Annotated in this window: 9 protein-coding genes, 1 pseudogene and 1 riboswitch; of the genes and pseudogenes, 4 read left to right on the top strand and 6 right to left on the bottom strand. The window is 72.9% G+C overall.

The window, feature by feature from the left end; translation table 11 throughout:
* Positions 1-79 precede the first annotated feature (79 nt).
* From ACFWBW_RS40205 to ACFWBW_RS40195, 3 genes are read right to left on the bottom strand one after another with little or no spacing between them, the layout of a single operon-like run.
* On the bottom strand, positions 80-1,183 hold the full coding sequence (locus ACFWBW_RS40205) for an ABC transporter ATP-binding protein (RefSeq protein WP_385384365.1): 1,104 nt from the start codon (positions 1,181-1,183) through the stop codon (positions 80-82).
* On the bottom strand, positions 1,180-2,775 hold the full coding sequence (locus tag ACFWBW_RS40200) for an ABC transporter permease (RefSeq protein ID WP_385384361.1): 1,596 nt from the start codon (positions 2,773-2,775) through the stop codon (positions 1,180-1,182). The genes ACFWBW_RS40205 and ACFWBW_RS40200 overlap by 4 nt, the downstream gene beginning before the upstream one ends.
* Positions 2,776-2,780: 5 nt before the next feature.
* The gene (locus tag ACFWBW_RS40195; RefSeq protein ID WP_385384358.1) at positions 2,781-3,800 is read right to left on the bottom strand and encodes an iron ABC transporter substrate-binding protein; all 1,020 of its coding nucleotides are present in this window, start codon (positions 3,798-3,800) and stop codon (positions 2,781-2,783) included.
* A gap of 216 nt (positions 3,801-4,016) precedes the next feature.
* On the opposite strand from ACFWBW_RS40195, the gene ACFWBW_RS40190 reads away from it, so the two are divergent.
* Complete coding sequence (locus tag ACFWBW_RS40190) at positions 4,017-6,620, top strand: AMP-binding protein (protein WP_385384355.1); 2,604 nt, start codon at positions 4,017-4,019, stop codon at positions 6,618-6,620.
* A gap of 19 nt (positions 6,621-6,639) precedes the next feature.
* Here the strand turns inward: ACFWBW_RS40190 and ACFWBW_RS40185 are convergent, their stop codons facing one another.
* Positions 6,640-7,371, bottom strand: coding sequence for a hypothetical protein (locus ACFWBW_RS40185; RefSeq protein ID WP_385384352.1), 732 nt, complete (start codon positions 7,369-7,371; stop codon positions 6,640-6,642).
* 109 nt (positions 7,372-7,480) lie between these two features.
* Positions 7,481-7,957, bottom strand: coding sequence for a hypothetical protein (locus ACFWBW_RS40180; protein ID WP_385384350.1), 477 nt, complete (start codon positions 7,955-7,957; stop codon positions 7,481-7,483).
* A gap of 314 nt (positions 7,958-8,271) precedes the next feature.
* Here ACFWBW_RS40180 and ACFWBW_RS40175 point away from each other — a divergent pair, with 314 nt between their 5' ends.
* Positions 8,272-9,474: a DUF2254 family protein gene (locus ACFWBW_RS40175; protein ID WP_385384347.1), complete on the top strand. Its 1,203-nt coding sequence runs from the start codon at positions 8,272-8,274 to the stop codon at positions 9,472-9,474.
* Positions 9,475-9,632: 158 nt separating this feature from the next.
* Here the strand turns inward: ACFWBW_RS40175 and metE are convergent, their stop codons facing one another.
* Positions 9,633-11,960, bottom strand: a complete 2,328-nt coding sequence (gene metE, locus ACFWBW_RS40170) for a 5-methyltetrahydropteroyltriglutamate--homocysteine S-methyltransferase (RefSeq protein WP_385384344.1) — start codon at positions 11,958-11,960, stop codon at positions 9,633-9,635.
* A 169-nt stretch (positions 11,961-12,129) separates the two neighbouring features.
* Positions 12,130-12,356, bottom strand: a riboswitch (cobalamin riboswitch).
* 168 nt (positions 12,357-12,524) lie between these two features.
* Between metE and rpmF the strand changes: the two genes are divergently transcribed.
* Together rpmF and ACFWBW_RS40160 are read left to right on the top strand one after the other, a co-directional pair.
* Positions 12,525-12,695 carry a 50S ribosomal protein L32 gene (gene rpmF / locus ACFWBW_RS40165; protein WP_385384341.1) on the top strand — a complete coding sequence of 57 codons (171 nt, stop codon included), beginning with the start codon at positions 12,525-12,527 and terminating at the stop codon, positions 12,693-12,695.
* Positions 12,696-12,779: 84 nt separating this feature from the next.
* Positions 12,780-13,188 (top strand): annotated as a pseudogene (locus ACFWBW_RS40160) (cobalamin biosynthesis protein CobW); the annotation flags it as partial.

Genomic DNA, 13,188 nt, shown 5'->3' with positions numbered 1-13,188 from the left:
GGGGCGGCGCCCACCGAGGTGAGGACCTGAACCACCGTCCGCCGGGGCGTCGTCCCTGCGCCCCGGCGGTGATCGCGGCCTACGGGACGGGCTTGGCCACCCCGGCCGCACCGGGGAATGCTCCTGCGCTCCGACCGCCGGCGGCGGGGTGCAGGGTCGCCATTCCCGTCACCTCGATGCCCGTGCGTTCCCCGGGGCGGGCGGCGGCCGGGCTGGGGACCCGGACGTCGATGGGGTCGTCGATGCCGTCGACGGCCACGGTGACCATGGCGTCGTGGCCGTAGAAGCGGACGTCGGTCACCGTGCCGCCCGCCCGGGCCGCGTCCGGTTCGGTCAGCCGGAGCTGCTCCGGCCGCAGCAGGACGACACCCTCTCGGAGCCCGCCGGGCGGGTCCGCCAGGGGGATGCGGCCGAGCGCGGTGGCCGCCGTGTCCTGGTCCGCGGTGGCGGTGACGAGGACCGCGTCACCGACGAAGGCCGCGACCCAGGGGTCCGCGGGACGCCCGTACACCTCGTGCGGCGTGGCGCACTGGGCCACCCGGCCGTCCCGGACGACCGCGACGAGGTCTGCCGTGGAGAGGGCTTCCTGCTGGTCGTGGGTGACGAGCAGGGCGGTGGCTCCGGTGGCGCGCAGGGCAGCGCGCACGTCGGCCCGTACGCCGGTGCGCAGGGCGGCGTCGAGGGCGTTGAACGGCTCGTCGAGCAGGACCAGGGCGGGCTGCGGTGCCAGGGCGCGGGCCAGGGCGATGCGCTGCTGCTGGCCGCCGGACAGCTCGTGGGGCATGCGCTCGCCGTAGCCGGCGAGGCCGACGAGTTCGAGCATCTCCTGCGTGCGCCGCCGCCGGGCGGCCCGGTCGAGCCCGGTCAGGCCGAAGGCGACGTTGCGGGCGACGCTCAAGTGCGGGAAGAGCGCGCCCTCCTGGGGCACGATGCCGATGCGGCGGCGCTCGGGCGGAAGGTGGGCTCCGGGGCCGGAGAGCTCGCGTCCGTCGAGGGTGACGGTGCCCGCGTCGGCGCGCAGGAAGCCCGCGATGATGCGCAGCAGCGTGGTCTTGCCGCAGCCCGAGGGGCCGAGGACGGCGGTCAGCGCGCCGCCGGGGACGGTGAGGTCGAGGCCGTCGAGGACCGGCGCCGCACCGGGGCCGTACGCCTTGGTCAGGCCGGCGATCTGCAGGTCGGTCATGTGCGGTGCCTTCCGAGGAGGTAGGACGGGATGGCGGCCAGCAGGATCAGCGCGGCGGCGTAGGGCGCGGCGGCGGCGAAGGATCCGGTGCCGGTCTCCGTCCACAGGCGGGTGGCCAGGGTGTCCATTCCCGTGGGGCGCAGCAGCAGGGTGGCGGGGAGTTCCTTCATGCACACGACGAAGGTGAGCGCGGCTCCGGCGGCGACCCCGGGGGCGGCCAGCGGCACGGTCACCTCGCGGAGCACGCGCAGCGGGGAGCGGCCCAGCGAGCGGGCCACGTCCTCCAGGACGGGCGGGGACTGGAGCACGGCGGCGCGGGTCCCGGCGACGGCGACGGGCAGGAAGAGCACGGCGTACGCGCAGACCAGCAGCGGGAGTTCCTGGTAGATCGGTTCGGCGTAGCGGACCGCGAAGAAGACCAGGGACAGGGCGACGGTGATGCCCGGGAGCGCGTGGCCGGCGTAGGCCGACTGCTCCAGCAGCCGGGCGGTCCGGCCGCGGTGGCGCGCGGCGATCACTCCGACCGGCAGGGCGAGCAGGGTGGTGAGCGCGGCTCCCGCGGCGGCGACGCCGAGGGTGGTGGCGGCGGTGTCGAGGAGCGTGGCCGGGTCCCAGGTCGCGGAGTTGCCGACGGCCAGCCAGTACCCGAGGGTCGCCAGCGGGGTGAGGACGGCGACGCCGGTGACGGCCGCGCACCAGGCCAGAGCGGGCGCCCGCCAGGGGCCGAGCGGCGCGGGAACGGCGGGGCGGGCGGTGCCGCCGCCCGTTCGCGCGTGGCCGGCCCGGCCGCGGGTCCGCGCTTCGGCGGCGACCAGGGCGATCGTCATCACCACGAGGACGATGCTGAGGGCGGCGGCCGGAGTGCGGTCGAAGCTGGCCCGGTAGGAGGTGTAGATGCCGCGGGTGAAGGTGTCGTAGCGCATCAGCGATACGGCGCCGAAGTCGGAGAGCACGTACAGCGCGACGAGTACCGCTCCGCCGGCGGCCGCGGGCCGCAGCTGCGGCAGCGTGACGCGCAGGAAGGTCTTCAGCGGCCCGTGGCCCAGCGAGCGGGCGACCTCCTCCTGCGCCGGGTCGGTGCCGCGCAGTGCGGCGGTGACGGGCAGGTAGACGTACGGGAAGCTCACCAGCGTCAGCGCGAGGGCCGACCCGGTGAAGCCGGCCAGCTGCGGGAAGGCCGACAGCCAGGCGAAGGCGGCGACGTAGCTGGGCACGGCCAGCGGCAGGGTCACCAGCACCGACCAGGCCCGGGCTCCGGGCAGGTCGGTCCGTACGGTCAGCCAGGCGAGCGAGATGCCCAGGACCAGACAGGCCGAGACGACCACGGCGGCCAGTCCGAGGCTGCGGCCAAGCAGTTGGGCGGTGCGCTCGTCGGAGACGACGTCCCAGGCGAAGGCCGGGCCGCGCTCCAGGGAGCGGACGCCGAGGTAGCCGAGGGGCAGCAGGGCGAACACCGCGGCGACGGCCGCGGGGACGAGCAGGATGGAGGGTGGACGGCGCCCGGCACGCCACCGCCCGGTCGGCGCGGTGGCGCCGTCCGGGCGGTGGGCAGTGGCGGGATCCGTCGGCGTGACGGGATCCGTGGAGGGCATGGAGGTCAGACCATCCCGGCTTCCTGGAGCAGCTTCAGGGTCTCCTGAAGCGATTCCAGCTTCCCGAGGTCGATCTTCGGGGCGTCCAGGGTGGCCAGCGGCGGGAGGCCCTTGACCGTGCTGGTCACGCCCGAGGCGAGCGGGTACTCCTTGGTGTCCTCGGCGAAGTACTTCTGCGCCTTCTCCGAGAGCAGGAAGTCGACGGCCTTCTGGGCGACCGGGGCCTGGTCGGTTCCCTTGACGATGGCGACACCGGCGGTGTTGACGAGGCCGCCCGGGTCACCGGCGGGGAGGAAGTGGATCTTCGCCTTGACCTTGGCCTCGCCCTTCTCGGCGACCTGCTCGTACCAGTAGTAGTGGTTGACCAGTCCGAGCGAGACCTCGCCCTTGCCGACCGCCTCCAGCACCTTGAGGTTGTTGTCGTACACCTTCGGCTCGTTGGCCTTCAGGCCCTTGAGCCAGGTGCGGGTGGCGTCATCGCCCTCCAGGACGCGCATGCCGGTGACGAAGGCCTGGAAGGAGGCGTTCGTCGGGACGTAGCCGACCTTCCCCTTCCACTCCGGCTTGACCAGATCGTGGACGGTGTCCGGGACTTCGGAGACCTGTCCCGGGTTGTACGCGAGGACGCGGACCCGCCCGGAGGTGCCCACCCAGTCGCCCGCGCCGCCTCGGAAGCCGGGGTCCACCTTGTCGAGGGAGGCCTGCGGAAGCTTCTCCAGCAGACCCTTGGTGGACAGGGCCCCGAGGGCGCCGGCGTCCTGGGAGAAGAACAGCCCGGCCTTGGTCTTGCCGCCCTCTTCCTGGATCTGGGCGGCGAGTTCGGCGCTCTCGCCGTAGCGGACGGCGACCGTGGTGCCGACGGCCTTCTCCAGCTCGTCGAGGAGCGGCTTGACCAGCTTCTCGTTGCGGCCCGAGTAGATGACGAGGCCCGCATCGTCCTCGTCGACGCCGCAGGCCGCGACGGCGGGGAGAAGGAGTGCCGCCGCGAAGAGCGCGGTCAGGCGTCGGACCAGGGGGCGTCGCATGGGAAGCCTTCCTACAGGGGCAGCGGAGAAACAGGTAACGCCCCATAAGTAAGGTAAAGCTAACCTAAAGGTCAAGGGTGACGCACGCAACAATTCGACCGCACCCACCCATCGGCGGAGCCGACTCTACCGCTTATTTTCCTGTGGATCTTCTTTGAGTCATCTGTGACTTTCCTGTGACTATCGGGCGAGGTAAGGCTTTCCTAAGATGCGCCCGTGACAGTCCTTCCCGACCTACTCCCAGGCACCGCGTCCGTCCCGTTCGCCCTCGGCCTCGCCGCCCACGGCGACCGGACCGCCGTCATCACGGCCGACGGCCCGGTCAGCTATGCCGAGTTGGCCGTACGCGTGGACGAGGCGGCCCGCCGCCTCGGCCGGGAACGCCGTCTGGTCCTGCTGGTCGCCGCCAACACCGTCGACACCCTCGTAGTCCACCTGGCCGCCCTCGCGGCCGGGCACCCCGTCCTCCTGGTGCCGGGCGACCACCCCGAAGCCGTCCAGTCGCTGATCGACGCGTACGACCCGGACGTCGTGGCCCGCCCCGGGGGCGAGGGCGGACTGCTCGACGAGCGGCGCCAGGGCTCTGCGCACGAGCTACACCCGGACCTCGCCCTGCTGCTCAGCACCTCGGGCTCGACCGGATCGCCGAAGCTCGTCCGGCTGTCGCACGAGAACCTCCAGAGCAACGCGGAGGCCATCGCCCAGTACCTGGACATCCGGGACACCGACCGCGCCGCGACCACCCTGCCCCTGCACTACTGCTACGGCCTGTCCGTCGTGCACAGCCACCTCCTGCGCGGCGCCGGACTGATCCTGACCGACCTGTCGGTCGCCGACACCTGCTTCTGGGAGCTCTTCAAAGCCGCGCGGGGGACGTCCCTCGCCGGGGTGCCGTACACCTTCGACCTGCTCGACCGGGTCGGCTTCGCCGCCATGGAACTGCCCCACCTGCGCTACGTCACCCAGGCCGGCGGCCGCCTGGCACCCGACCGTGTCCGGCGATACGCCGCCCTCGGCCGCGCCGCCGGCTGGAAGCTCTTCGTGATGTACGGCCAGACCGAGGCGACCGCCCGCATGGCCTACCTGCCGCCGCACCTCGCGGAATCCCGTCCCGAGGCGGCGGGAATCCCCATCCCCGGCGGCTCCTTCCGCCTTCGGCCGCTACCCGACGGCACGGACGCGACGGACCCCACGGACGGCGCGGACGGCACGGACGGGAACACCGGAGAGCTCGTCTACTCCGGCCCCAACGTCATGCTCGGCTACGCCCGTTCCCCGGGCGACCTCGCACTGGGCCGGACCGTGCACGAACTGCGCACCGGCGACATCGCGCGCCGCTCGCCCGACGGGCTGTACGAGATCACCGGCCGGAGCAGCCGCTTCGCGAAGATCCTCGGCCTGCGCATCGACCCCGGGCAGGTCGAGGCGATGCTCGCCCGGCACGGCGTCAGCGCCCTGTGCACCGGCGACGACGAGGCACTGCGCATCGCGGCCGTCGGTGGCCACGACCGGGACGCCCGCCGGATAGCCCGGCTCGTGGCCCGCGACTGCGGTCTCCCGGCCCGCGCCGTGCACGTCCGCGTCCTGACCGCCCTCCCCCGCCTCCCCTCGGGCAAGCCCGACTACCGGGCCGTGCCCGAACTGACCCGCCAGGCACCCACCGGCACCAACGTCACGACCGGCCCCGCCGCCACACATGACGGCGCCCCCGAACCCCTGCACCTGCTCTACGCACGGGTCCTCGACCGCTCGGACGTGACGGACGACAGCTCCTTCGTCAGCCTGGGCGGCGATTCGCTGTCGTACGTGGAGATGTCGATCCAGCTCGAAGAGCGGCTCGGCCACCTGCCGGCCGGCTGGCACACGACACCGATCCGGGACCTCAGGCCTCCGGAGCACACGGACACCTCCCGCAGGCGGACCCTGGAGACCAGCGTCGCGCTCCGCGCCCTGGCGATCTTCTGCATCGTCGGATCGCACATCCAGGTGTTCGGCATCAAGGGCGGGGCGCACATCCTGCTCGCGGTCGCCGGATACAACTTCGCCCGCTTCCACCTCACTTCCGCCGAACGGCGCGTACGCGTACGCCGGGGCTGGACCAGCCTCGCCCGCGTCGCGCTGCCGAGCATGGCCTGGATCGGCCTGATCCTGCTCCTCAACGACGACTACACGCTCGCCAACCTCTTCCTCCTCGACAGCGTCATGGGCCCCACCGGACTCAAGACCGGCATGCACTTCTGGTTCATCGAGGCCCTCGTCTACATCCTGGCCGCCGCCGTCGGCCTCCTGGGCCTGCCCGCGGTGGACCGGGCGGAGCGCCGGTTCCCGTACGCCCTGCCCCTGGCGCTCGCCGGCCTGGGACTCCTGACCCGGTACGACCTCGTCGGCCTGCCGGAGCGCGAGCACATCCCCGACGCCGTCACCGTGTTCTGGCTGTTCGCCCTCGGCTGGGCGGCGGCGAAGGCCGCCACCGTGCGACAGCGCCTTCTGGTCACCCTGGCGGCCCTGGCCACCGTGCCGGGCTTCTTCCCCGGGGACCCCGGGCGGGAAGCGATCATCCTCGCCGGATTCGTGCTCCTGGTGTGGGTGCCCGGCCTCCCCAGCCGGGAGCGCCTGAACCAACTGGCCGGCCTCCTCGCGACCAGCTCCCTCTACATCTACCTGACGCACTGGCAGATCTTCCCGCTCATCGACGGGTTCTCCCGGCACCTGGCGTTCCTGGCCTCGCTCCTCTTCGGCATCGCCTACGCGGCATGCGCGGCCCGGCTGATGAGAGGCGTGTCCGCGCGAACGAAGGCCCTCACGGGGAGGGGCAGGTGAACCCACCCCTCCCCGTGGCTCAGTGACCGTGACCGTCGTTGTGCGGCGTCTGCGAAGGAGCCGGCCTTACGGTCGGCGATGCGCCGGGGCCGGGAGCCGCCGGGCTCTCCGGGGTGGCGGCAGGGGCGTGGTCGTCCGCGGCGGGTTGCTCGGCGGTGCCGTGGCTGTGGCCGCCACCGCCGGGGGCGCTCTCCATGGAGGCCGCGACTTCCCGCAGGCCGAGGAAGGCGAGTGAGGCGGTGACGAGAACGGCCAGGCCGACGAGGCTGAAGATCCGGCGCGTCGGGGTGTCGGCGTCCTTGATCACGTAGGCGACGAAGGAGACGAGGAGTCCGGCGGGTACCAGGACGGCGCCGCGGGCGGGGAAGTCGTCGAAGTGCTGGAGGCCGCCGCTGAGCATGCCGATGCCGAAGGACAGCAGCAGCGAGGCGCCCATCACCAGCAGCAGACGGGGCAGCCCGGGACGCTCCCTGGTGAGCACGAACTCGTTGAGGACGGTCGCGGCGAGGAAGACGAGGGCCCCGTACACGGCGATGCGGGTGTAGCGGTCGGGGGCGAGCGGGTGGTGGACGACGGCGCCGCTGATGAGGCCGGCGCCGACGAAGTAGCCGACGTAGCCGAGGTACCGGGCGGCCAGGGACCGCTTCCGGGTCATGCCGGCGTGCTGTCTGCGCCGGGCGGCGCGTCCCGTGGCGGGAGAGTCGGGCGAGGTGTCCGCGGTCCGGATGCCGAGGAGCTGGGGCGAAGTCACGTACGGGTTCCTTTGATGCTGCGTGCACGGCTCATCACCCCGTCGCCCCTGGGGGGCGGGCCGGGGTCTGTGATGAGAGTCGGGTCAGAACGGGGCAGAGCGCCCGGTCCTATACCTGCTGCACCACGGAGCCGAGGACACTTCGCAAGGGCGGAAGGCCGGACGGAACGGTCGGCGCCCACGAGCCCGGCCGCATCGCGGCGACGGCGGGCGACAGATCGCCGAGGGGAACGAGCGGCGGAGCGGGCAGCTCCCCGCCCTGCTGGGGATGGCCGGAGACGCAGGCCTCGGCGGGGTGACCGTGCCCACCGCCGTCGCCGTGCCCGCGGGGCGCCTCGGCGCCGTGAGGGTCGATGGCGTCGGCGCCGGCGTCGGCGCGGCCGACAGGGACGGCACCGTCATCGCCGACGGCATCCAGGTGCGCGACGGGCACGGCGCCGCGGGCGACGTGCGCCGCGGCGCTCTCGGCTCCGGCGGCATGCGTGTAGAGCAAGGCGAACAGCAGGGCGGCCAGCCACAGCAGCCGCAGCGCATCCGCCGGACGGCGGACCCGCCTCGCACTGGATGCAGCTCGGGCCGTGATCATGCCAGGACCCTATCCGGCGGCCCGAAGCCGCCGCATGGCAGCCCCGTTGACGCGAGGCGTACAACCTCGGTCGTTTTCGCTCCACGCGCCGACGGCACCCGGGCAGCAAGACTCCCCCCTCCCCGAAAAAAGGATGTATCCGGCATTTCGCCGCCCGCTCTCGTGGCTCCCGTGGTTGCATCCTCATCGGAAGGGCGCGTTCACCGGGTCCTGGAGGAGGCTGGATGTCCGGCTCGGCTGACGACCCCGCGCGCCCGCGGCCCCGGGGACGCCGACCTCGGTGGGGCACGACGTTCCGTCCTCCCCCGCGCGCGGTGCGCCGGGATCTCGCCCAGCTCTTCTGCGCGGTCGTCGGGGTGGCCCTGGGGGTGCTGCTCCCCACGCTCTCGCTGGGCGGCCCCCAGGTGGATGCCGGACCTGTGGTGACGCTCCTGTTCACCCTCGGGTTCGGCGTCATCAGCCTGGTGAGCATCATCTACTCGATGCTGTTCCTGGTCATCCAGTTCTCCGCCAGCACCTTCACGCCGCGCCTCGGCCTCTTCCGGGACGACCCGATCGTGTGGCGCGCGTTCGCCTTCTCCGTTGGCGTGTTCGTCTTCAGCATCACCTCGGGGCTGGCCATCGGTGCCCGCAAAACGACCGTGTCGACCCTCGTTCCCGGGATCGCCATGGTGCTCACCCTGGTAGCGCTCGCCCTCATGCGGAGCCTGCAGACGAGAGCGTTCCACTCGATCCAGCTCGGCCACTCCCTGACCGCGATCGCCACGCGCGCGCACCGGCTGTTCGACGAGGTGTACGTACGCCCGTACGACCCGGAAACGGCCACGGGCACCGCCTCACCACCCCCGGGCGCCGGCGCGACCGCCGTGCTCTGGTCCGGACCGGCCGTGGTGGTCCAGCGGATGGACGTACGCGCCCTGGTCGGCCTGGCCGAGGAGCACGACTGCTCGATCGACTTCCGCGTCTCCCCGGGATCGACCGTGTCCCGGGGCATGACGCTCGCCGAGGTGACCGGCGGCGGGCTGCCCGAGGCGGTGCTGCGCGGCGCTCTGGAGACCGGGGTGGAGCGCACCTTCGACCAGGACCCCGATCTGCCCTTCAGGCTCCTCGCCGACATCGCGCTGCGCGCACTCTCCCCGGCCGTCAACGACCCGGCCACGGCGGTGGAGAGCATGGACCGCCTCGAAGACCTGCTGACCCGCCTGGCCGGCCTGGACCTGGGCGTCGGCCGCTTCGCCGACGGGGGCGGCCGGCTGCGGGTGACGCTCCCGGTGCCCGACTGGGAGCGTTTCGTGCGAACGGCCGTCGACGACCTGCTCTTCCCCGCCGCCGGCTCCCCGATGGCACTGCGCAGGATGCACGATCTGCTGAGCAGGCTGGCGGATGGGATTCCGGAGAGCCGGCGCGGGATCGTACGGGACCGCCTCCAGTGGGCCGACCGGGCGGGCAGCGAGAGGTACCCGCTCATCTGGGCCGCCTCCTCCGGAGGCACGAGCCCCGCCCCCGGTCACGCGTGAGCCGTCGAGGCCCCCGGTCCCGCCCATCCCGCCCATCCCGCCGAAGGCGTTGACCTGGGAGGTGGGGACCCGCCCGCTGCCTGGGTCCACCGGCCGGCGCGGGAGCGCGCACCCGGCCGGCACCGGGGACCTCCGGGTGCCGGCCGTCCTACGGGGGATCAGGCGCTCGGTGAGACTTCCGCGCGCACCCGGCGGGCCGCCTCGACGAGGTTCTCCAGCGAGGCCCGCGTCTCGGGCCAGCCGCGGGTCTTCAGGCCGCAGTCGGGGTTGACCCAGAGGCGGTCGGCGGGGATCGCCCCGAGTCCCTTGCGCAGCAGGGCCGTCACTTCACCGGCCGAGGGGATGCGGGGAGAGTGGATGTCCCAGACGCCGGGGCCGACCTCGCGCGGGTAGCCCGCGCCGGCGAGCTCGGCGGCGACCTGCATGTGGGAGCGGGCCGCTTCCAGGCTGATGACGTCGGCGTCGAGGTTCTCGATGGCCTCGACGATGTCCCCGAACTCCGCATAGCACATGTGGGTGTGGATCTGGGTGTCCGGCCGGACCCCGCTGGTGGTGAGGCGGAAGGATTCCGTGGCCCACTCCAGGTAGCCGGCGTGGTCGGCGGCGCGCAGCGGAAGGGTTTCGCGCAGGGCGGGCTCGTCGACCTGGATGACGGAGGTGCCGGCCGCCTCCAGGTCGGTCACCTCGTCGCGCAGCGCGAGGGCCACCTGGCGGGCGGTGGCGGCGAGCGGCTGGTCGTCGCGGACGAAGGACCAGGCGAGCATGGTGACGGGGCCGGTGAGCATGCCCTTGACCGGCTTGGCCGTCTGCTCCTGGGCGTACGCGGTCCAGCGCACGGTCATCGGGGCGGGGCGCGAGATGTCTCCGGCGAGGACCGGCGGGCGGACGTAGCGGGTGCCGTAGGACTGGACCCAGCCGTGCCGGGTGGCGAGGTAGCCGGTCAGCTGCTCGGCGAAGTACTGGACCATGTCGCTGCGTTCGGGCTCTCCGTGCACGAGCACGTCGAGGCCCGCCTTCTCCTGGAAGGAGACGACTTCGCGGATCTCGGCCCGGATGCGGTCCTCGTAGGCCGCCGTGCCGATGCGTCCCGTGCGCAGGTCGGCGCGGGCGGTGCGCAGTTCCGTGGTCTGCGGGAAGGACCCGATGGTGGTGGTGGGGAGGAGCGGCAGGCCGAGGTGGGCGCGCTGGGCGGCGGCCCGTTCGGCGTAGGACGGGACGCGGCGGCCGTCGGTGTCGGTGATCGCGGCGGTGCGGGCGCGGACGGCCGGGTCGTGGGTGATCCGGGAGGCGGCGCGGGAGGCCAGGTCGGCCCGGTTCGCGGCGAGTTCGGCCGCGATCGCGTCGGTGCCCCGGGCGAGTCCCCGGGCCAGCGTGCTGATCTCGGTGGTCTTCTGCCGGGCGAAGGCGAGCCAGCGCCGGATCTGCGGATCGGTGTCCCGCTCGGCGTCGGCGTCGAGCGGGACGTGCAGCAGGGAGCAGGACGCGGCGACGTCGACCCGGCCGGCGAGGCCGAGCAGGGTGCCCAGGGTCGTCAGCGAGCGCTGGTGGTCGTCGATCCAGATGTTGCGGCCGTTGACCACGCCCGCGACCAGGCGCTTGCCGGGGATGCCGCCTGCCGCGGCGAGGTCGTCGAGGTTGGCGGCGGCCCGGTCGGTGAAGTCGAGGGCGAGGCCCTCCACGGGTGCCTTCGCCAGTACGGGCAGTGCTTCGCCGAGCCGGTCGAAGTAGGAGGCGACGAGCAGCTTGGGGCGCTCGGTGAGGCCGAGTCCTCCGAGTTCGCGGTAGGCGCGGGCCGCGGCGTTGAGTTCGGCCGGGGTGCGGTCCTGGACCAGGGCCGGTTCGTCGAGCTGGACCCATTCGGCGCCCGCCGCGCGCAGTTCGGCGAGGACCTGTGCGTAGACGGGGAGCAGCCGGTCGAGGAGGGCCAGCGGCTCGAAGCCGGGGGCCGTGCCGGGTGCGGACTTGGCGAGGAGGAGGTAGGTCACCGGTCCGACCAGGACCGGGCGGGCCGTGTGACCGAGGGCCAGGGCCTCTTTCAACTCGGCCACCTGTCGGGCGGGTTCGGCGGTGAAGACGGTGTCGGGACCGAGTTCGGGGACCAGGTAGTGGTAGTTGGTGTCGAACCACTTGGTCATCTCCAGCGGGGCCACGTCCTGGGTGCCGCGCGCCATCGCGAAGTAGCCGTCCAGGGCGTCCGCCTCGACGGCGGTCCGGTGACGGTCGGGGATCGCGCCGAGCATGACCGTGGTGTCCAGGACGTGGTCGTAGTACGAGAAGTCGCCGGTGGGAACCTCGGTGATGCCGGCCCCGGCGAGCCGGGCCCAGTTGGTCCGGCGCAGGTCGCGGGCCGTGGCGCGGAGGGCTTCGGCGGTGACGCGGCCCTTCCAGTAGCCCTCGACCGCCTTCTTCAGTTCCCGGTTCTGTCCCTGGCGGGGGTAGCCGTACACGGTGGCGCCTACGGGCGCGGTTGCGGACTCGGTGGTCACGGAACTCTCCTTCGCGAGCGTGTCTCCATGGACCCGGTGACGGGTCGCGGACGCGAAGGGTGCGGTAACGGGCGGGCGCCGGGGTCGCGTACGGCTCGGTACGCGACGGGAGGACCCGCCTGAAGCACGCCGACCCGCCCACGAGGTCACCGGGAAACCGTGCGCGGTCGATCGCGCACGGGCAACGGGCAGGTCTTCGGACTCGCGGGCTCGCCTGCCGGTCTCCCGGCGGGCACCTAGTGGCCGTCGCTTCCCAGGACCGGTTCCGGTCCCAGTGCGTATGACGGCGGTCGTTCCCGCTCACCGCTGCGGGGCAGTCCCGGATTCCCACCGGGTTCCCTCTTACGACGCCTCCCGCCTGGCGGACGGGGGCGAACCAGCTGCGAGGCCCACAGTAGGGCGGACGCCCGGGAAACGAAGACGACTTCCCGCATGCCGGACGGTGAAATGGGACACGCAGACGCGCCTCCCCCGATGACGCGCACCCACCCCACCCCCTTATTGAAAATGGTCGTCATTTTCGTATAGGCTCGCGCCGAACGCTTTCGACACCAGGAGGTCCCGATGGCCGTACCCAAACGGAAGATGTCCCGCAGCAACACCCGCCACCGCCGCGCCCAGTGGAAGGCCACGACACCGCAGCTCGCCCCGATCACCGTCGACGGGGCCGTGCACCTGGTTCCGCAGCGGCTGGCGAAGGCGTACGAACGCGGCCTGCTGCGGCCCGAGAGCTGAGGAGAGCCACCCCGTGAAGTCCCCGATCCGCCCCGCCCGCCACGGAGGGTCCGAGTGACCCTCCCCGTCGTGATCGTCGGCGGCATGCACGCCGACGCACGCAAGGAGACCGTCGAGCACCTGCTGCGGACCGTGCCGGGGAGCATCGCCCTGCACCACGATCCGTCCTCGGCCGCCGAGGGCAACGTCCTGCGCACGCTGCGCGATTCCGGGGGCTCGATCTCCGCCGAGGAGACCCCGCTGGTCAACGACTGCTCCTGCTGCGCCCTGCGCGAGGACCTGGTCCCCGAGCTGAAGCGGCTGGCCGCGGGCGGGCTGACCCGGCTGGCCGTCGTGGAGCTCTGGGACTCGGTCGAGCCCAGGGCGATGGCCGAGGTCGTCGCGGCGCACTCCGGCGACGTCCTGGAACTCACCAACGTGATCACCGCCGTCGACCCCGCGCTCGTCCTGCCCTGCCTCGGCAACGGGGACGACCTCGCCGAAGCCGGACTCG

The organism is Streptomyces sp. NPDC059957 (genome assembly GCF_042730015.1).
Classification (GTDB): Bacteria; Actinomycetota; Actinomycetes; order Streptomycetales; family Streptomycetaceae; genus Streptomyces.
Note: the sequence above shows the minus strand (reverse complement) of the source record. Positions and strands in the feature narration are given on the sequence as shown.

Bases quoted from the DNA above. Each gene is read 5' to 3' on its own strand.
- ACFWBW_RS40205 (WP_385384365.1), bottom strand. From the start codon at position 1,183: ATGACCGACCTGCAGATCGCCGGCCTGACCAAGGCGTACGGCCCCGGT.
- ACFWBW_RS40200 (WP_385384361.1), bottom strand. From the start codon at position 2,775: ATGCCCTCCACGGATCCCGTCACGCCGACGGATCCCGCCACTGCCCAC.
- ACFWBW_RS40195 (WP_385384358.1), bottom strand. From the start codon at position 3,800: ATGCGACGCCCCCTGGTCCGACGCCTGACCGCGCTCTTCGCGGCGGCA.
- ACFWBW_RS40180 (WP_385384350.1), bottom strand. From the start codon at position 7,957: ATGATCACGGCCCGAGCTGCATCCAGTGCGAGGCGGGTCCGCCGTCCG.
- rpmF (WP_385384341.1), top strand. From the start codon at position 12,525: ATGGCCGTACCCAAACGGAAGATGTCCCGCAGCAACACCCGCCACCGC.